Consider the following 18,936-nt stretch of genomic DNA (forward strand, 5'->3'; position numbering starts at 1 on the left):
AACCTCAATAAATAAAGTATTTGGCGCGATCGTTTTGGGAATGTTATCATCAACAGTCAACTATTACATAATAGTATTCTTGAATTAACGAGTCCTTTAATTAATGTTTTCTTGAATAAAACTTTCCAACCTTTTTAGTTGAAAATTGCTAGCAAGTTGTATAATCTGCTGAGTAAAAGTATTTAGTTTTTTATCATTTTCCGAAAGTTGTTTAACCATTTCTAAAATTGTTTGAATATCCCCGTCTTGTACCAGTTCAAGTAACTGTTGTAAAACCTCTTTGCCAGGATAAATCATCTCAAATGGATGCTCTAAACTATCTGCATCAGTTTTTTTGATTGCATCTACCGTGCCATCAAAAATCCAATTTAATTGCAAAAATTGTCGTAGCAGTTCCAGCAGTGTTTCCGCTTCCACAGGCTTTGGTAAAAATGCATCTGCACCAACATCAATACTTTTATATTGGTCAACAGCAAACACACTTGCTGACGAAGCGACGATCGCAATCTCTTTAAATGCAGAAGACTGGCGCAAACGCGCGATGAACCCAAATCCATCTAATATCGGCATTACTAAGTCGGTAATAATTAAGTCTGGTTTGTAGGCGAGAGCTTGTTCCCATCCTTCTTGACCCTGACTAGCTTCTACAACAGTAAACCCTACTGGCTCTAGTAAATTGACAATCACCGAACGATTTTCCCATTTATCATCTGCAATCAAAATAGTGCGCTTTGACCCTTCATAACCAATAATGGTTCCTTGTTCAACTACTCTTGAAACCTTTGCCCACTCTTTAGATTCTGGCAATTGTACTTCAAACCAGAAAGTACTACCTTTATCTATTTCACTTTGTACTTGAATCTGACCGCCCATCAATAAAACAATTTTTTGGCTAATAGCTAATCCCAAACCAGTACCTTCACTTTGTCGTTTCTGATTTCCTACTTGTTCAAAGGGCAAGAAGATTTTATCGACTTGTTTGGGGGCGATACCAGTACCAGTATCTGCTACCTCAAAGCGAATTTTATATGTGGTTTTTTCCCGATTGTTTAATTCTTGACTAACGATCTTGACTTTGAAAGTAACACTGCCTTGATGAGTAAATTTAATAGCATTACTAAGTAAGTTAATTAATACTTGTCGCAAGCGTTTTTCATCAGCATAAACGCCCGTTGGCAAATTAGGATCGAGTTGGACGTGAAAGGCAATGACTTTTTGTTCTGCGCGGATACGGCAAATTTCAATTACACTGTCGATGAACGCAGGTAAGTAAAAATCTACACGGTGTAATTCCAGCTTCCGGGCTTCTATTTTGGAGAGATCCAGGACATCATTAATCAGGGTTAATAGGTGAGAACCACATTGGTAAATAACACCAACTCCTTTACGTCCTTTCTCAGTCAAGGCTTCTGTGCGTTGAAGGATTTGTGTGTAGCCGAGGATACCGTTGAGTGGTGTACGTAGCTCATGACTCATATTCGCAAGAAATTCACTCTTGGCCTGACTGGAGTTTTTTGCAACTTCTTCAGCTTGGCGTAATTCTTGCTCGATGCGCTTGCGCTCTACAATTTCCGTTGAAAGCACTTGATTGATAGCTTCTAACTGGGCTGGACTTGGCAGTGTCAGAGCTTGAGGCATGAGATAAATTAATGCAAATGCCGTATAAATCGAAATAATCGCCGTAAAAGCTTTGATACTACCTGAAATCCAGTAATCTGGATGCCAAAGCGTCCAAATTTCTATTAAGTGTCCAGTACCGCAGGCAATGATAAAAGCACCGAATAACAGAAAGACCCAGTTGAAAGGAACATCTTTGCGCTGGGAAACAAAGTAGATCAGGAGAAAAGGAATCGAATAATACGCAAGGGCGATAGTGGCATCAGAAATAATATGCAGCCAAACTAGTCCAGTTTTCCAGAGATAACAATGTCCGTGGGCAATAAAACCGAGGGAATGGAAAGGATAGTTGAAAGTCAACATGATACTAGAGGTTACTAGATTTGAAATACCTGTAACCGTTAGTATTCCCATTTGGGTGAGTAGTAAAGCGCGATCGCATTTTTTTTACAGTTGTCTCGATTGGAAAGTCCCACAGAAGATGATGCCTTGTTTGCGATCCCTGCTTTCCCAGTATGATAAATATTAGAGACGTTTCGTAATTGTTTTAAAAATTAAGACTATGGCGATTTTGACACTAGGTTGGGTATCACTCTTGGTCGTGTTTACTTGGTCAATTGCAATGGTAGTTTGGGGACGTAACGGATTGTAGAGGAATTGTGGAAAGTCCATTCCTGAGTATTTTGGCTTTAGTTGCTTTTGTGCTGCTGGTAGCGGTTACTGGTGGCATTGGATACTTGACGCTGGCAGACTGGCGCGATCGCCGTCGCCGAGAACAAGAAAAACGCGAACTCCGACGTACATCTCCTAAACGGCGATAATTCGTTTGTAGTTGCACAATATTTTTGTAGGGACAGGATAGGAGAACTTTTACCAAAAAATTACTCTTTACTATTGGTTTTTGACTGTTAATGGTCGACAATTAACTCTTAGCTAGTGGTATTTTTTGATTTGAAAGTCTCTAAATATTATGTCCCTACACTTTTTTATCTACAGACATAGGAAATCACTGTTACCTTTTCCATAACTGAGGGAATCATAAGATTGAAGACTTTCAATATTTAAAGTTCCACTGACAATGGAAAATTCTTCTATTCCCCAACTTATACCAACAACTCCAGACCAACAAGAATATCAGCAAGATATAAAATATTACCAGCATCATAGCGATAAACAAAAAGCTTTATCTAGAGTCATTGCTCGGATTCGCCAATCTCTTGATACTGACACCATATTTAAAATTACTGTCACTGAAGTGCGACAACTGTTGAATGCCGACCGAGTTGGAGTATTTCGTTTTTATCCTGAGTTGGAATGGGAAGGAGAATTTATCTATGAGGATGTGGGAGCAGAATGGGGTTCAGCACTCACAGCTAAACTACGCGACCACTGCTTTGCTGCGGAGTTTGCCGGACTATATCAACAAGGTCGGATCAAAGTAATAGCTGATATCTACGAAACTGGCGTGAGTGATTGCCATGCCCAGATTTTAGAAAGATTCCAAGTACGTGCCAATATAGCCGCTCCTCTGATGAAAGGTAAAGATTTATGGGGGTTGCTGTGTATTCATCAGTGTAGTAGTCCTCGGCAATGGGAAGCATCAGAAATTGAGTTTGTGCAACTAATCGCCGAACATTTAGGAGTTGCCTTACAGCAGGCAGATTACTTACAACAAGTACAAATACAATCTACACAGCTAGCGCAAGCAAAAGCAAGAGAAAAAGTAGCAGAATGGCAGAAAACCATAGCTATAACTATCGAGAAAATTCGGCAGTCTCTTGATTTGGAAAGTATTTTTCGTACTAGCACCGCAGAAATCCGGCAACTACTACATGCCGATCGCGTAGCTATCTATCGCTTCAATCCAGATTGGAGTGGCGAATTTGTGTTTGAATCAGTCGCAGAGGGTTGGTCTTCCTTGATATACGAGCAGTTACGACAACCACAATTGCTTGAAAATGTCAGCGAATGTAGTGTCAAAGATTTAGCTTCAAGCCCAGTTGTAGATACTTACTTACAAGCTACAAGGGGTAGTGTCTTTAGCAAAAGTGAAGTATATCGTGTTTGTCATGATATTTACAATGCTGGCTTTAGTGATTGCTACATTAAAATTTTAGAGATTTATCAAGCAAAAGCTTATGTAATCATCGCTATTTACCACGGTCAAAAGCTCTGGGGTTTACTGGCAGTTTACCAGAACGGCGGACAACGCCAGTGGCAAGAAGATGAGGTGTTGTTGCTCACCCAAGTTAGCACTCAGCTAGGTGTAGCTTTGCAGCAAGCAGAATTCTTACAGCAAGTGCAGAGCCAAGCAGCTGAACTCAGCAAAGCCGCAGAAAGGCAAAGAGGACTAGCAAATACAGTAGAGAAAATTCGCCAATCTCTGGATATTGACACTATCTTTAAAACCACTACTCAAGAAGTCCGACGGCTATTGGAAGTAGAACGAGTGGCAATTTATCGCTTCTATCCCGATTGGAGTGGTGAATTTGTTGCCGATTCCATTGTTGATGGTTGGACACCAATAGTCAAGCCACAACCTGTGACAGAACGCGCTTTTTTGCAGGGAACGCAGGCGGGTAAGTATGCACGTAATGAAGTTTTTGTACCGATTCGCCAGGGTGAGAAATTGTGGGGATTGTTAGTAGCTTATCAAAACTCTCAGCCCCGTTATTGGCAAGATGATGAAATCAATTTGTTAGCACAAGTTGGCGTGCAACTGGGAGTGGCATTACAGCAAGCTGAGTCTTTAAAACAAGTACAAGTGCAAGCCGAGCAATTGGCTAAAGCCGCAGAACGAGAACGCAAAGCTACACAAAGACAGAAGACCTTAGCTGCAACTGTAGAGAAAATTCGCCAGTCTCTTGACTTAAAAACAATCTTTGCTACTAGCACTCAAGAAGTCCGGCGATTATTAGAAGTTGACCGAGTAACTATCTATCGCTTTGGGTCTAATTGGAGTGGTGAATTTGTGGCTGAGTCTTTAGCTCAGGGTTGGAAACAGGTGCGGGAACTCGTACCTGTAATCGCAGATGATTACTTGCAAAACACCCAAGGCGGAGACTTTGCCAATGGCAAGATTCTAATTATTGAAGACATTCACATCACCAATTCTTCTAGCCGTCATACTGCTTTGCTCGAACTAATGGAAGCTAGGGCATGTATGATTGTGCCGATTTTTCAGGGTGAGAACCTCTGGGGATTACTTGCGGCGTATCAAAATACCGAACCTCGTCATTGGCAAGAAGATGAGGTGGATTTATTGATGCAAATTGGTACTCAGTTAGGAGTCGGACTGCAACAAGCGGAATTACTCGAACAAACGCAGCGTCAAAAAGAAGAACTCACCCTGGCTATTAAAGAATTACAACACACTCAAAGCCAATTAATTCAAAGTGAGAAAATGGCTGGCTTAGGGCAATTGGTAGCTGGTGTAGCGCATGAAATCAATAACCCGATTAGTTTTATTTACGGCAATATTACTTACGTTACCGAACATACTGAAAATTTATTTAAATTGCTGCGTCTTTACCAAAAAAATTATCCCAAGCCAAAAGCGGAAATCCAAATACAAGCCACAGAACTAGATTTAGATTTCATTGCTGATGACTTACCGAAAATTCTGACTTCAATGATGATGGGGGCAGAACGAATCTCGCAATTAGTCCTGTCATTGCGAACTTTTGCTCGACTTGATGAAGCAGAAATGAAGCCTGTCGATATTCATGAAGGCATTGATAGTACTTTGTATATTTTACAACATCGACTGCAACCTCAGACTCATTCTCTTGCTATTGAGGTAATTAAGGAATATGGCGATCTACCTTTGGTAGTTTGCTATGCAGCTCAGATGAATCAGGTATTTATGAATATTCTCAACAATGCCATTGATGCTTTAGAACACTCAGCAAACAGTGGTGAGTATGCAATAGTCAAGACAAACACAACTGACAAACCACAGATTCAGATTCGCACAGAACTTGTAGAAGGCAATTCTATCCAGATTCGTATTGCTGACAATGGTTGTGGTATTCCTAGCAGTATGCGATCGCGCATTTTTGAGCCTTTTTTTACAACCAAACAACCCGGTCAAGGTATTGGTTTAGGGCTGTCTATTAGCTACCAGATTATTGTACAAAAACACGGCGGCCAGATCGAGTGTGTTTCCGAACCTGGTAACGGTTGTGAGTTCTGGATAAAAATTCCCATACAGCAAATATCGTGTCAAGTCTCATAGTTATACCAATTTGAAAAAAGAATGCAACAGATATCTTGGTAGGGGCGCTGTTAAGTTCGCCCTTACAAACAATTCATTTGTCGCAAAAATTAATGAAATTCGTATTATTTACGAATTACGAATTGGTGTTACTACACGCGTGCTGCAAAATAAACGCATATTAGCTAGTTATGTTTCATTGTTAACTTCTATGATGACTTGCTCACTTAGTAAAAAAAATTGAAGCGAGATGAGAACTTTTGTTCTACATGCTCTATAATTCTCATAATTACGGTATTTCGCTCAAGATACCGGAGAATTTAGGAGACAATTCTAATGAGCAAGTTGCCACATCTAACACAGATAGCTACCTACATCATAGCGGGAATGCAGATTTATTTTGTGAAAACTTTGCAGACTATACAAGCTTTGTATAAACGAATAATCAGAATTTGCCCGAACCAAAGCTCTATGCAAAGCTTTGTGTGTCTATTTTTAGTTGGTACTATCTTGAGTTTAGCAGTAGCCGCCTGTTCTGGAAGTGGTTCAGCTACCAAAGCGGATGTAAAACTTAGGCTCGTTTCCTTCTCTGTTACTAAAGCAGCACACGATCAAATTATTCCCAAATTTGTGCAAAAGTGGAAACAAGAACACAATCAAAACATCACTTTTGAGCAGAGTTATGGAGGTTCTGGCGCTCAAGCCGCTGCTGTAATTAAAGGTTCCCAAGAAGCAGACATCGTACACCTAGCGCTTCCTTTGGATATCAATAGAATTCAACAAGCAGGGTTAATTAAGTCTGGTTGGGAAATAAAATCTCCCAGAAATGGCATTGTTAGCAGATCGGTTGCTGCTATTGTTACCCGTGAAGGCAATCCTAAAAGTATAAAGACTTGGGCAGACTTGGCAAAGGATGGCGTGCAAGTAATTGCAGCTAACCCAAAAACTTCTGGTATCGGTATTTGGGAATTCTTAGCTTTGTGGGGTTCGGTGACTCAAACAGGTGGTGAAGAGACAACAGCACGAGATTATGTCACCAAAGTTTATCAAAACACTCACGTACTGACAAAAGATGCTCGTGAGGCTAGCAATTTATTTTTCCAAAAAGGTCAAGGAGATGTCTTAATTAACTACGAAAATGAGGTGATTTTGGCAGAAAATAACGGCACAAAACTACCTTATATTGTACCAACAATCAATATTTCTATTGATAATCCTGTAACCATAGTCGATAAAAATGTTGATAAGCACGGTACAAGAGAAGTTGCAGAAGCATTTGTTGATTACCTTTATTCAACAGCAGCCCAACGCGAATTTGCTAAATTGCAATATCGTCCTGTTAACCCTACCGTTACTCAAGAAGTATCATCACAATATTCCAAAATTGATACTTTATTCACATCTCAGGATTTGGGTGGTTGGGATAATATCCAAGAAAAGTTTTTTGGAGATGGAGCGATTTTTGACAAAGTTCAAGCTGCTAAAAAAGCTTAAGCTTTATCTTGTATAGCATTATCTAAAAAGCAAAAATCGAGCATCAATAATTTTAATTATTTGAATATTTTTTGAGTTTATGATCTGTCATCATAGCCTATTTAAACAAAGCTTTTTACTAGCATTTCTAATGGTTGTTACTTCTAGTATCACTGCTTGTAGCAGCACTGAAGAAAAGAAAAGCCAAGTGAGTATTGATGGAGCAGCTGTTGGTTTCCCGATTTCTCTAGCAGTTGCAGAAGAATACGCTAAAGTAAAACCTGAAGCTAAAGTTAGTGTTGCCTCAAGTGGTACTGGTGGTGGTATCAGTAAATTTTGTGGTGGCGACTTAGATATTGTTGGTGCTTCTCGTACCATTAGAGATGAAGAAATTAAAAAATGTCAAAGTAAGAAGATTGAATTCGTTGAGTTGCCTATAGCTTTGGATGGTATTGCTGTAATAGCCAACCAAAAAAATAACTTTGCCAAATGTCTAACTATTAAAGAACTAGGGAAAATTTGGGGCGGTAAATCAGACGGCAAAATTTTAACGTGGAATCAAGTTAATCCCAAGTTTCCTAAGCAAAAACTCAAGTTATATGCTCCGGCTTCTGATACGGGAACATTTGATTATATGACTCAAGCTGTGACAGGTAAAGCCAAAAATGGGCGTACTGACTACACTGCTACTCAAAATCAAAACCTCTTAGTACAAGGAGTAGCAGGTGATGCCTCTGCGTTAGGTTATGTAGGGATATCTTATTACATTCAAAACCAAGACAAACTAAATCTCGTTGCAGTAGAAAGTCCTCAAGGCAAGTGTGAAAAACCAATTCCAGTAGACAATGTAATCAAAAATATCTACACACCTTTGTCTCGTCCCCTCTTCATCTATGTCAGCAAAAAATCCCTAGATACTAAGCCAGCAGTCAAAGAATTTGTCGATTTTTATCTAGAAAATTCTTGGAAATGGGTAGATAGTGTTGGTTATGTGGCATTACCTGATGAAGCTTATGTAAAAGTAAAACAAAAATTTGCAACTGGTGAAACGGGTACAAAATTTAAGAAAGCTAAACCGGGCGAACCAATCGCAAAATTTATTTAGACAATTGCTATTTATCGAAGTTTGATTGTAGTAAAATCTGAATTTATGCAAAATTATAACGTTCCAGACAACTCAGATCGCATATCTAGACAGGCATTAGATAAAAATGCATCTGAAGATATTTCCGAAAAAATTATAGCAACTATCTTATTTGGTTGTGCTTTAGTTTCTGTTTTAACTACCTTTGGTATTGTCGTAATTATATTTCAAGAGACATTTGGCTTTTTCCAAGAAGTTTCCTTTGCCCAATTCTTTCTTGATACTAAGTGGACACCTTTATTTGCAGATAAACATTTTGGTGTTTGGCCGTTGATTAATGGTACTTTCTTAACAACTGCGATCGCTATGGCTGTGGCTATTCCTTTAGGTTTATCTTCTGCCATTTATTTAAGTGAGTACGCTCAACCCAAAGTTGCAGCAATTTTACGCCCAGCAGTAGAACTGTTAGCAGGAATACCAACGGTAGTCTATGGTTATTTTGCGCTATTGTTTGTCACGCCATTACTGCGGCATATTGTACCTCTAGAAATATTCAACGCTTTAAGTGCGGGATTAATGATGGGAGTAATGATTACTCCTACTGTTGGTTCTATCAGCTTAGATGCGATTCGAGCGGTTCCAAGGTCTTTGCGAGAAGGTGCTTACGCTTTAGGTATCACTAAACTAGAAGCAATTTTTAGAGTCGTTCTTCCGGCAGCACTTTCTGGAATTATCGCTTCGATTATTCTGGGAATTTCTCGTGCTGTGGGTGAAACAATGACCGTTCTCATCGCCGCCGGACAACAACCAAGACTAACTGTTAATCTGGCAGAATCAGTCGAAACAATGACAGCTTACATGGCACAAATCTCTGGTGGGGATAGTCCGCGCGGTAGTCTCAATTTTAAGACTTTATATGCCGTTGGTGCTGTTTTATTTCTAATTACCTTAATTTTAAATATTGTCAGTTACTGGATTGCTAATCGCTTTAAAGAAAAGTACGAGTAATAAGCATGGCTACAACTTATCAACGAAATGAATCTTGGGATTCAGCAGCAGAATTTACCGATAATGTTGAAAGTAGAGAAACATTAGGCAAAGTATTTGAAATACTTTTTCTCTTAGGTTTGCTGGTTGGGATATTTATCTTAGCATTGCTACTTTTTGATATTCTCCGAGACGGATTATCGAGATTTTTGTCGCCTGGCTTTTTGACAGAAACACCTTCGCGTTTTCCCGACCAAGGTGGTATTCGTCCTGCTATTATTAGCAGCATTCTTTTAGGAATTGTCGTGATTTGTGTTACCGTACCAATTGGTGTGGGAGCAGCTTTATATCTCGAAGAATATGCACCCAAAGCTTGGTGGACAGCAATTGTTGAGATTAATATCAGCAATTTAGCGGGAGTACCTTCTATTGTCTATGGATTGCTTGGTTTAGGAGTTTTTAATTATCTGCTGGGGTTTGGCCCCGCCTTAATTTCTGGAGCATTAACTTTATCTTTATTGTCTTTACCAGTAATTATCGTCACAGCTAGAGAGGCAATTCGCGCCGTTCCAGATTCTCTAAGACTTGCTTCCTATGGCTTAGGTGTGACAAAATGGCAAACTATTAGCAGTCATGTTTTACCTTATGCTATTCCTGGTATTTTGACAGGAGTGATTATTTCAATATCGCGTGCCATTGGTGATGCAGCTTCTTTAATTGTTGTTGGTGCTGTGGGTTTTCTCACATTCAATCCTGGTTTGTTCCAGAGGTTTATGGCATTACCTATTCAAATTTTTAGTTACATTACTCGTCCAGAGCCAGGTTTTGCTAATGCAGCAGCAGCGACAATTATCGCCTTGTTAATCTTGATTTTAGTTTTAAATGGTGTGGCAATTTATATTCGGCAACGCTTCACAATCAATTAGGTAATAAAGCCAATTAATTCACGGTAATTTTAGGTATTTACGGTTATTGGGAGAGAAACAAAATGTCATATAGCAATAGTAGAAGTCAATTAGATAATGCCACACTCAACCAACAAGATAATTCTGTGTTTAATGTTGAAGGTGTGAAAGTATATTATGGTGGATTTTTGGCACTTCTAGATGTTTATTTAAAAATTCCCGAAAAACAAATTGTTGCTTTTATTGGGCCTTCAGGATGTGGTAAAAGTACCCTACTGCGTTGCTTCAATCGCATGAACGATCTCATTCCTGGAGCTAAGGTAGAGGGGAGGTTAAATTATCGCGATCGCAATATTTACGACCCAAAAATCAATTCTGTAAAATTGCGCCGCCAAGTAGGAATGGTTTTTCAAAGACCAAATCCTTTTCCGAAATCAATTTACGAAAATATCGCCTTTGGGCCGCGTTCTAATGGCTATAAAGGTAATATTGACGAATTGGTAGAAGATTCTTTAAGACGCGCCGCGATTTGGGATGAAGTTAAGGATAAACTCAAACAAAAGGGTACTGCATTATCTGGCGGACAACAACAACGGCTTTGTATCGCACGAGCGATCGCCATGAAGCCAGATGTATTATTAATGGACGAACCATGTTCTGCTCTTGACCCAATTTCTACCCGTCAAGTCGAAGAACTCTGCTTAGAACTGAAGGAGCAATACACCATCATCATGGTGACTCATAATATGCAGCAAGCTTCAAGAGTCGCAGATTGGACGGCGTTTTTCAATACAGAAATTGACGAACATGGCAAACGTCGCGGTAAATTAGTTGAGTTTAGTTCTACACAGCAAATGTTCACTTCTCCGGAAACGAGGGAGGCTGAGGAGTATATCAGCGGACGATTCGGTTAAGATTCAATCATAGTTTAGCTGAAATTCTCTAGCAGTAATACTAGAAATAATCAACGATACGATCGCTTTTCCTTATCACAACTCATCATCAGGCAACTTTTCCAATTCATCAGCGATTAGCATCTGAAAATCTTCGTCACAGTGAGTGTGGAGATGAACTGCGGCAGCTAGTAATTCTGCTAAAATTTCAGCTTGTTGGTTAGTAGTTAAACTAGGTAACAGAAGCTGGTTAATTAAGGCTTGTACTCTACCGCATTCTATACCCAATTCAGTAATTAAGTTACTGAGAGTTGAATTAGTAATTGCCTTTTCAAAAGCACGAATCTCTTTTTCCCAATGCTGAATTAAACCTTTGTCAGGGAAATCCTTCTCTGATTCCAGTCTAATCTTTTCTTGATGTTCAGCAATCCTTTGATTTAAAGAGTCAATGGCTTTTCTGTGATGTTTCTTACGCATTACGTAGAACGATAGGCGACGCGCAGACTTTGAACTAAAATCGCTAGAGATGCGATCGCCATCAATCCACCCCAAAACCAGTAAGGTAACAGCAAATATCGCTGCATTTGCGCTGTATCAGACAGTCCCAAAGGGCCAGCACTGTAGCTAAACAGATAATTGAGTTGGTGGTAAGTACTCACACAAGCTTGTACGCCCAGCAATTGAATGGCAAACCCCTGCATCCACCGAGGAGCTTTGAGAGCGATACCGAGGATAGTTAAGCCTAGCAGGGGAATTGCTACCAATCCAAACAAAGAACGCACCCAAACTAATGTTGAAAGCAGTAAAAAGCTTCCTAAAATTTTCAAACTTAAAGAAGCTGCTTTAAAACTACGGGAAGCCAGAATCAAAGCTGCACCAGCAATCGGCGGCCCCATTGGCCCGGCGGCGGCGACTAAACCAGGGCCAATTGGCCCTAATGAGCGGGAAATGCCATAAGTTGCGACACCCGAACCATTACCAAAAATCTCTAATTTCTGAAATTGTCCTCCTAATAGCAGTGCCATTAAGCCGTGACCCATTTCATGAAACCAAGTTGCCAGAATGGTAAACGGGTATAAAATATAATCTCCCGCTGGAACTTGCCATAGTAAGATAGTGGCGATCGCTGCAACCGTTAGCCAAGTTAGCCCCATACGTTCCACTTCTGGCGGGGCCTCTCTAGCGAGTAAAGGTTCAAATTTTCCTGGTTCTGTCATAGGTGGCTTTTTAATTCGTAGTTCGTAATTCGTAATTTCTAACTACTAGTTCTTGATTACGAATTACGAATTATCAGTTATGCATGATAGTGCACTATTTCAGCACGGCAAAAATAATTGTGCGGTTAAAAAAGCTAAAAGTTTGCTTTATCAGCAATGGTTATTTTGCCTTCTAACTTCTTAACTATGCTAACTGAAAGAGAAACGTCATTAAGTCTCCCTTACCTAGACTAATGCGATCGCCTGGGCGCAAACGGTGTCGATTTCCCGGTAACAGGGGCAAATTGTTAATATAAGTGCCATTAGAACTGCCCACATCTTCTATATAGTGAGCATCTCCCTCTACACGAATATCTGCATGAATCCGCGAGACAATTTCTGAATTAGAAAATCCGGAAACGTCCACATCTGGAGGAATGCGATCGTTAGGCTTACCAATATGAATCACAGACAAACTTTGCGGTAATTCAATCTCGCGATCGCTTTGGATGTGGAATAATCTTGCCGTTACCTGCTGTAATTGCGTTCTGGAAGCTGCTGCCACAGGCGCTGGTGGTGTAGGCGATGGCGCTGGTTCTGGGGGCGCTGGTGTTGGTTCTGGGGTTGCTACTGCTGGCGCTGGCTCTGGAGATGCTGCTGGTTCTGGGGGCGGCGTAGAAATTACTTGCTCGGACACGGCAGGAGAAGCAGCCACAGTTGGTGGTGGGGCTGCGGGTTCCAGTGCTGGTTCGGGTGGTGCTGCCATCGCCGTCGGTGGCAAATTTGAAGGAGTTGAGTTGATTCCTAGAGCATCTGGTTGTAAAAGTTCTAAAAGTGGGTCAGGAGTAACTAATGGCGGTACTTCTAATGTCATATCTGGAGCAGCTGTTGCCACAGCAGTAGCGGCAGCAGGTACAGCAGTTGAGTGTAGATTAAAACCACATTGACCGCAGAAAGAAGCATCTGCCTGCACAGTTGTCCCACAGTTGGGACAGTTACTTGTAGCTGGTAACGGTGTATAACAAGCTTCGCACTGGACAGCGCCGTTGGGATTGGGGTGATTGCAATTAGGGCAGACGATCATCGATTTAAGCCTTTGTTCAAGATCATCGTAAAATAGTACTGGCAAGCAGAGAGAACTATATGAACGCTTTTCTACGGATTTCCGCAGGTACGGCAGCTCCCATCAAGCAGAATCTTAAAAGAGCGACTCTAGCTTTCGATTTTAACAATTACTGCTGATGGGCTAGTTAATGTTATAGTTCCGAACCTGCCTCCGCATCCAGTAACCACCAAAGTTCTCCTTGGGGTTGGATTAAGCGAGATGGGTAAGTTAACTCATCTGCTACGGGTGCGAAAATTTGAGCTAAAGCTGGTCGTTTATTAGCACCAGTAACTAGAAAAATGACGCTGCGAGCAGAGTTAATGAATGGGTAAGTGAAGGTTATGCGGGGATTACCGTCTTTATTACCCACAGTAATCAAGCGATCGCGCACTTTTAAAGCTTCAGTGTGGGGGAATAAAGATGCGGTATGGGCATCATCACCTATTCCTAGCAATACTACATCTAAAGAGGGGAACTCTCCAGGTCTAGAATTAAAAAATTCTTGTAGATGCTGTTCGTATTTCGCGGCTGATGCTGCTGGATCGCCTTCTAAAGTTGGAATGGCGTGAATATTAGCTGCTGGGATATCAACGCGATCTAGCCACGCCTGCCGCGTCATCAGTTCATTGCTATCGGGATGCTCTGGTGGTACATAACGTTCGTCCCCCCAGAAGACATGGATTTTATCCCAAGGCAGTTTTTCAGCGGCGATCGCTTCGTACAACGGCTTAGGTGTACTGCCGCCGGCTAAAGCGATAGTAAATCGCCCCCGCTGCTCAATGGCAGTTTCCAATTTGGACAGGATCAATTCCAGCGATCGCGCAACCAGCGCTGACCGATCCGGTAGGACTTCAACCGTTTTATTCATGACTTCATCATTGCCGACTTCCAGCAATACAATAGCTAAATTATGACAACCTCCCTTTTTAACTTTTGAAACTTTTAACATCAAGGATGGGAGGCTGAAGTTAAAAGTTAGAAAAGACGCGATTCACCGCATATTTAGGAGAGACGCGATTAATCGTGTATTGGGAGAGACGCGATGAATCGCGTCTGTACCTTAATTAAAAATCAGTAGTCAGTTTTACTAAATAAATTACCGCTGTGATGATTGTCTCGTTCGCAACAAAGTCAGAACCGCTATATTTTGTTACTTAGAACTGGTAGAGTCTACTTCTCAAATCTTATTAAAGATTCATCTAAATCATTAATTTTTCGGCTTTGGACTAAGTAATAAGTAACAAATTGTGATATTCAACAGCTGCCTAACAAGGAAAAATGCTAGTACGCGTAGACACTAGTAAGAGTATAATCGCGTCTCTTTTAACTCCTAACTCCTACAAACACTTCCTCCCAGTCAGCGATCGCTTCTCGTTGAGCGATCAACAACTGCTGAATGCCTTTTTCTGCAAAATCTAGCAATTGGTTCAACTGAGTACGGCTAAAACTGCCTTCCTCACCTGTTCCCTGGATTTCAATTATTCCCAGGTGCTGATTCATGACGACGTTTAAATCTACTGTTGCGGCCACATCTTCAACATAATTCAAGTCTAAATATGGTTCTTCCTGTAATAAACCTACAGAAACTGCTGCTATTTGTCCGCACAGAGGCGATCGCTTTATTACTCCCCGCCGCATCAATTGGGAAATCGCATTAGCCAATGCGACAAATCCACCTGTAATTGCTGCCGTTCTAGTGCCAGCATCTGCTTGCAAAACATCAGCATCGACAGTCAGGGTGCGTTCTCCCAAAACCTCGAAATCTATTGCTGCGCGCAAACTGCGCCCAATTAAACGTTGAATTTCTTGAGTCCGTCCAGATAATTTCAGCAATTCTCTTTCTTGCCGTTGTTGAGTAGCAGCAGGTAGCATTCGGTACTCAGATGTCAACCAACCCTTGCCAGTTCCTGCTAAAAATTTGGGTACTCCCTCACTGAAACTGACAGTACAAAGTACCTGAGTATCGCCACATTTTGTTAGAACAGAACCAGGAGCAAAGTGGGTAAAACCTGTGTGAAAGCCTACGGGACGGAGTTGGTAGGGTTGCCGACCGTCGGGACGCTGCCAAACCATTGGAGTAGCCTCAAAATTTTTATGTAGTAAGAATACTGCCTTAAGATTACCTTAGTGTTGCAACTTATCTAGGTGCTGTACTCTAGGGGCAGCATCCAACTCGAAGGATGAAATATGAAATTTGAATAACGGCCACTATTAAAGGATTTACTGAGAAGTATACAGCAACTCCTTAAAGTTGATGTCAGGATAACTAAACACTGTTTTACATAGTCCAATTAAGCTAAAGCGCATTTAATTTTCAGAAATACTCATAGTGGTTGTAGACCGCTGAGTATTGACACCGGACTTCAAAAAGAAGTCGGGAAAAGGGAAAGGAATAAGAAAAACCTTTTACTTTTACCCTTTCCCCTTTTCCCATAGGAGTGCAAAAATAACTTTTGCTCATAGGTCTACTCAACAGGCAACTTTGGTCAATGTGCAATTTCAAAGCGTAACAGCTTAATTAGTTCTTATTTCTAGCGTTGCTAATTGAAATACGATGGAAGCTTTTTGTCTTGTCTCTCTATCTCCCCCATTCCCCTTAAGGGACACCGAGCAGAGTCAAGATATTTTGTTCTACCATCTCTGGTAAGCGATCGCCGTTAATAGTCAATAATCGGCGGCGGCGATCGTAGTATTCTAAGATGGGGACAGTGCGATCGTAAAAAATTTCAACTCGGCGATGCACGATTTCGGGTTGGTCATCTGGAAGCGATCGCCCCAAAGACCGACTTACCATCACTGCTTCTGGTACTTGTAAATAAATTGCCCAGTCTAACTTTTGTCCTAAATTATCTAACAAAAAATCTAATTCCTCCGCTTGGAAGGCAGTACGAGGATAACCTTCCAATACCCAACCACAACTAATATCAGCCTTTTTAAGCCGTAACCGAATTAAGTCAATTATCATTTCGTCGGGGACTAATTCCCCCTTTGCCAAGTATGGCTGTGCGTGACGACCTAAAGTCGTAACTTTAGCGATCGCCTGCCGCAAAATCTCCCCCGTAGAAATCTGAGGAATTTCAAAGTATCTGCAAAGCCTTTGCGCTTGAGTGCTTTTCCCAGATCCCGACCCTCCCAGAATCACTAATCTCACAACAACTCACTCCTCAATAGGTAAAATTCATCACATTTTAAATATGTTTTGCCCAAACCAACAAGACATCTAACAACTGGATATCAGCCTAATATTGACATTTTCTACTTCTACACTCAGAAATGTTTGGAAATGTCAATTAAGTATTTTGATTGTTACGACTAGTTTTATGCAAAAACCGAAAATGTCAATATCCATAAGACTTGACTTCGGCATAAACCTAGTGTTTGACTAAGATGCAGATTAGCAGGTACTCTAAATTGTTAAAAACGGAATCGGCATAGTAAGTAAATTTGTAAATATTTTCGTAAAATTTCTTAAATTTTTGTAACTTTTTTAACTTTTTGCTATGGTTGCTCAGTTAGAAACCCCAAGTATAAATTCGGTTCTTAGCCTTCCACATCCAATTGAAGGACTTATACAAGTTTTCACCAGTACGCATCGTAATTTTTTTACAAGTGTTATGGCACAAGCACTGAGAATTGCTGGTCAAGGTACACCAGTATTAATTGTGCAGTTTCTCAAAGGCGGAATTCGTCAAGGGCACGACCGACCCATTCAGTTAGGACAAAATTTAGATTGGATTCGCTGTGATTTGCCTCGCTGTATCGATACACCGCACCTCGACGATGTAGAAAATCAAGCTTTACAAAAACTGTGGCAGCATACACAACAAGTAGTGTGTGAAGATAAGTATTCTCTAGTTGTCTTAGATGAGTTAAGTTTGGCAATTAACTTTGGATTAATTCCCGAAGCTGAAGTTTTAGCATTTTTGACAAAACGCCCTCCCCACATTGATATTATTCTCACAGGGCCAGAAATGCCGAAATCTCTTTTAGATGTGGCAGACCAAATTACAGAGATTCGTCGCAGTCATCGACCCTAAACGAGACCTGACTTTTCACGTCATCTAGAAAAAGGGACGGGGTATGGGGTGTGGGGTGTGGTAAGACTTTCATGATTTTCCCTACACCCTACCCCCTACCCCCTACCCCCAGCATAAACGAAGGTTTTAAGACTTCCCGTGAAAAGTCAGAAACGAAACGAGCAGGGGAGAGCAGAGGAAGAAGAATCCGGTCGTATCTTCGATGTTGTTCTTAAGCTCGGCTAAGAGGATGTTTGAAAAGTCCTTGTTCTTAACCTGCATGAATAGTTTTGTTGTATGTTGAAGATTGAAAATTTAAATAAATCTTATAAAGAAATAAAAGTTTTACAAGATTTTAATTTGCATATTCACTCAGGAGAAATCTACGGTTTAGTAGGGCCAAATGGAGCCGGAAAGACGACAATAATTAATATTATTTGTAATCTCTTACAATCTGATAGTGGTAATATTGCAATCAATAATCAACCTATTTCTGAAGCAACAAAAAAGATAATTGGCATCGCACCTCAAGAAAATTTACTCTATAAAACTCTCTCTTGTGAAGAAAACCTCAAATTTTTTGCTGACATTTATGGTTTAGATCGGGCAACTCGTCAGAGACAAGTGAATGATACTTTGGCAGCAGTAAATTTATTAGATAGAGCAAAAAATCCAGTAGAATCACTCAGCGGGGGAATGCGGCGACGGTTGAATATTGCTGTAGCTTTGGTACATCAACCTAAGTTAGTAATTCTTGATGAACCTACAACTGGATTAGATATTGAAGCGCGTTACGATATTTGGGGGTTAATTCGTCAACTCCAAAATCAAGGAATTACAATTTTTTTAACAACTCATTTATTAGATGAAGCAGAGCGTCTTTGCCAAAGGATTGGTATTATAAAAAAGGGTCAAATTTTGGCTGAGGGTAGTTTAGCCGAGTTACGCACACTAATTCCGGCAAAAGAAATTGTAGCTGTGCAAACCACACAAGAAGAACAAGCGATCGCTCGTGCCGCAGAATACGGCTTCACCTATAGATATTATGGTAACGAACTAGCTTTTTGGTTGCCAGAACCTTTGGAATTAAAAGAAATTATTACCCGCTTTGAAGGGATAGCAATTGATTCAATTGCCCGTCAACCAGTGCGGTTGGAGCATATTTATTTAGAAGTAACCCAAAATAATTATTAGGACTGAGACAAAAAGTAACTATAAAAAATTCTATTTAAAGCTACAAATCAAAATTTGATTTCATTTTAATTTAACGTGAGTTCGACGGATAGGAAAGCACAAAAAGCTTGCTATGTATGAATTTACTCAACTGATTATACAAAAAGGCGATCGCGACGATTGATTGAGAATCGGTAAAAAAGTGACAAAAAATGCCGAGACTAAAAATATCTAAGAAAAATCAAGGTCTCGGCTATGTCTACCATTGTAT

17 protein-coding genes are annotated in these 18,936 nt (G+C 40.5%); 10 read left to right on the top strand and 7 right to left on the bottom strand.

What is annotated here, in order from left to right; all coding sequences use genetic code 11:
• Positions 1–96 precede the first annotated feature (96 nt).
• A complete protein-coding gene (locus I8752_RS10755; RefSeq protein WP_404827085.1) occupies positions 97–1,980 on the bottom strand; it encodes an ATP-binding protein in 1,884 nt (627 codons plus the stop codon).
• Between the two features lie 199 nt (positions 1,981–2,179).
• Here I8752_RS10755 and petN point away from each other — a divergent pair, with 199 nt between their 5' ends.
• The 8 genes from petN to pstB all read left to right on the top strand — a co-directional run bounded on the left by petN (position 2,180) and on the right by pstB (position 11,196).
• The gene (petN, locus tag I8752_RS10760) at positions 2,180–2,269 is read left to right on the top strand and encodes a cytochrome b6-f complex subunit PetN (protein ID WP_010998401.1); all 90 of its coding nucleotides are present in this window, start codon (positions 2,180–2,182) and stop codon (positions 2,267–2,269) included.
• Between the two features lie 7 nt (positions 2,270–2,276).
• Positions 2,277–2,438: a hypothetical protein gene (locus I8752_RS10765; RefSeq protein ID WP_214432306.1), complete on the top strand. Its 162-nt coding sequence runs from the start codon at positions 2,277–2,279 to the stop codon at positions 2,436–2,438.
• A gap of 257 nt (positions 2,439–2,695) precedes the next feature.
• A complete protein-coding gene (locus tag I8752_RS10770) occupies positions 2,696–5,854 on the top strand; it encodes a GAF domain-containing protein (RefSeq protein ID WP_214432307.1) in 3,159 nt (1,052 codons plus the stop codon).
• 315 nt (positions 5,855–6,169) lie between these two features.
• Entirely contained in the window at positions 6,170–7,327 is a 1,158-nt protein-coding gene (locus I8752_RS10775) for a sulfate ABC transporter substrate-binding protein (protein WP_214432308.1), read from the top strand.
• A 130-nt stretch (positions 7,328–7,457) separates the two neighbouring features.
• Positions 7,458–8,411, top strand: coding sequence for a PstS family phosphate ABC transporter substrate-binding protein (locus I8752_RS10780; RefSeq protein WP_225895587.1), 954 nt, complete (start codon positions 7,458–7,460; stop codon positions 8,409–8,411).
• A gap of 45 nt (positions 8,412–8,456) precedes the next feature.
• Positions 8,457–9,398, top strand: a complete 942-nt coding sequence (gene pstC, locus I8752_RS10785) for a phosphate ABC transporter permease subunit PstC (protein ID WP_214432310.1) — start codon at positions 8,457–8,459, stop codon at positions 9,396–9,398.
• 5 nt (positions 9,399–9,403) lie between these two features.
• A complete protein-coding gene (pstA, locus tag I8752_RS10790) occupies positions 9,404–10,303 on the top strand; it encodes a phosphate ABC transporter permease PstA (protein ID WP_214432311.1) in 900 nt (299 codons plus the stop codon).
• 62 nt (positions 10,304–10,365) lie between these two features.
• Positions 10,366–11,196 (top strand): phosphate ABC transporter ATP-binding protein PstB, encoded by an 831-nt coding sequence (pstB, locus tag I8752_RS10795; protein WP_214432312.1) that lies wholly within the window; start codon positions 10,366–10,368, stop codon positions 11,194–11,196.
• Positions 11,197–11,271: 75 nt separating this feature from the next.
• Here the strand turns inward: pstB and I8752_RS10800 are convergent, their stop codons facing one another.
• From I8752_RS10800 to I8752_RS10825, 6 genes are all read right to left on the bottom strand, one after another.
• Positions 11,272–11,652 carry a hypothetical protein gene (locus tag I8752_RS10800; RefSeq protein ID WP_225895588.1) on the bottom strand — a complete coding sequence of 127 codons (381 nt, stop codon included), beginning with the start codon at positions 11,650–11,652 and terminating at the stop codon, positions 11,272–11,274.
• The gene (locus tag I8752_RS10805) at positions 11,652–12,392 is read right to left on the bottom strand and encodes a M50 family metallopeptidase (protein WP_214432313.1); all 741 of its coding nucleotides are present in this window, start codon (positions 12,390–12,392) and stop codon (positions 11,652–11,654) included. The genes I8752_RS10800 and I8752_RS10805 overlap by 1 nt, the downstream gene beginning before the upstream one ends.
• Before the next feature lie 184 nt (positions 12,393–12,576).
• Complete coding sequence (locus tag I8752_RS10810; RefSeq protein WP_214432314.1) at positions 12,577–13,455, bottom strand: FHA domain-containing protein; 879 nt, start codon at positions 13,453–13,455, stop codon at positions 12,577–12,579.
• Between the two features lie 172 nt (positions 13,456–13,627).
• Positions 13,628–14,344, bottom strand: coding sequence for a 6-phosphogluconolactonase (gene pgl / locus I8752_RS10815; protein WP_214432323.1), 717 nt, complete (start codon positions 14,342–14,344; stop codon positions 13,628–13,630).
• A 455-nt stretch (positions 14,345–14,799) separates the two neighbouring features.
• A complete protein-coding gene (gene rph, locus I8752_RS10820) occupies positions 14,800–15,549 on the bottom strand; it encodes a ribonuclease PH (protein WP_214432315.1) in 750 nt (249 codons plus the stop codon).
• A 523-nt stretch (positions 15,550–16,072) separates the two neighbouring features.
• On the bottom strand, positions 16,073–16,627 hold the full coding sequence (locus tag I8752_RS10825; RefSeq protein WP_214432316.1) for an adenylate kinase family protein: 555 nt from the start codon (positions 16,625–16,627) through the stop codon (positions 16,073–16,075).
• Positions 16,628–16,976: 349 nt separating this feature from the next.
• On the opposite strand from I8752_RS10825, the gene I8752_RS10830 reads away from it, so the two are divergent.
• Together I8752_RS10830 and I8752_RS10835 are read left to right on the top strand one after the other, a co-directional pair.
• Positions 16,977–17,513, top strand: coding sequence for a P-loop NTPase family protein (locus tag I8752_RS10830; RefSeq protein WP_214432317.1), 537 nt, complete (start codon positions 16,977–16,979; stop codon positions 17,511–17,513).
• Positions 17,514–17,789: 276 nt separating this feature from the next.
• The gene (locus tag I8752_RS10835; RefSeq protein ID WP_214432318.1) at positions 17,790–18,686 is read left to right on the top strand and encodes an ABC transporter ATP-binding protein; all 897 of its coding nucleotides are present in this window, start codon (positions 17,790–17,792) and stop codon (positions 18,684–18,686) included.
• Positions 18,687–18,936 lie beyond the last annotated feature (250 nt).

Source organism: Dendronalium phyllosphericum CENA369, from assembly GCF_016056275.1.
GTDB classification, from domain to species: Bacteria; Cyanobacteriota; Cyanobacteriia; order Cyanobacteriales; family Nostocaceae; genus Dendronalium; species Dendronalium phyllosphericum.

What these genes read in the sequence shown, in the direction of transcription:
- pstC (WP_214432310.1), top strand. Translation starts at nt 8,457, where the DNA reads ATGCAAAATTATAACGTTCCAGACAACTCAGATCGCATATCTAGACAG.
- I8752_RS10810 (WP_214432314.1), bottom strand. Translation starts at nt 13,455, where the DNA reads ATGATCGTCTGCCCTAATTGCAATCACCCCAATCCCAACGGCGCTGTC.
- I8752_RS10775 (WP_214432308.1), top strand. Translation starts at nt 6,170, where the DNA reads ATGAGCAAGTTGCCACATCTAACACAGATAGCTACCTACATCATAGCG.
- I8752_RS10800 (WP_225895588.1), bottom strand. Translation starts at nt 11,652, where the DNA reads ATGCGTAAGAAACATCACAGAAAAGCCATTGACTCTTTAAATCAAAGG.
- I8752_RS10755 (WP_404827085.1), bottom strand. Translation starts at nt 1,980, where the DNA reads ATGTTGACTTTCAACTATCCTTTCCATTCCCTCGGTTTTATTGCCCAC.
- I8752_RS10770 (WP_214432307.1), top strand. Translation starts at nt 2,696, where the DNA reads ATGGAAAATTCTTCTATTCCCCAACTTATACCAACAACTCCAGACCAA.
- I8752_RS10805 (WP_214432313.1), bottom strand. Translation starts at nt 12,392, where the DNA reads ATGACAGAACCAGGAAAATTTGAACCTTTACTCGCTAGAGAGGCCCCG.
- petN (WP_010998401.1), top strand. Translation starts at nt 2,180, where the DNA reads ATGGCGATTTTGACACTAGGTTGGGTATCACTCTTGGTCGTGTTTACT.
- I8752_RS10780 (WP_225895587.1), top strand. Translation starts at nt 7,458, where the DNA reads ATGGTTGTTACTTCTAGTATCACTGCTTGTAGCAGCACTGAAGAAAAG.
- pstA (WP_214432311.1), top strand. Translation starts at nt 9,404, where the DNA reads ATGGCTACAACTTATCAACGAAATGAATCTTGGGATTCAGCAGCAGAA.
- pstB (WP_214432312.1), top strand. Translation starts at nt 10,366, where the DNA reads ATGTCATATAGCAATAGTAGAAGTCAATTAGATAATGCCACACTCAAC.
- I8752_RS10830 (WP_214432317.1), top strand. Translation starts at nt 16,977, where the DNA reads ATGGTTGCTCAGTTAGAAACCCCAAGTATAAATTCGGTTCTTAGCCTT.
- rph (WP_214432315.1), bottom strand. Translation starts at nt 15,549, where the DNA reads ATGGTTTGGCAGCGTCCCGACGGTCGGCAACCCTACCAACTCCGTCCC.
- I8752_RS10835 (WP_214432318.1), top strand. Translation starts at nt 17,790, where the DNA reads ATGTTGAAGATTGAAAATTTAAATAAATCTTATAAAGAAATAAAAGTT.
- pgl (WP_214432323.1), bottom strand. Translation starts at nt 14,344, where the DNA reads ATGAATAAAACGGTTGAAGTCCTACCGGATCGGTCAGCGCTGGTTGCG.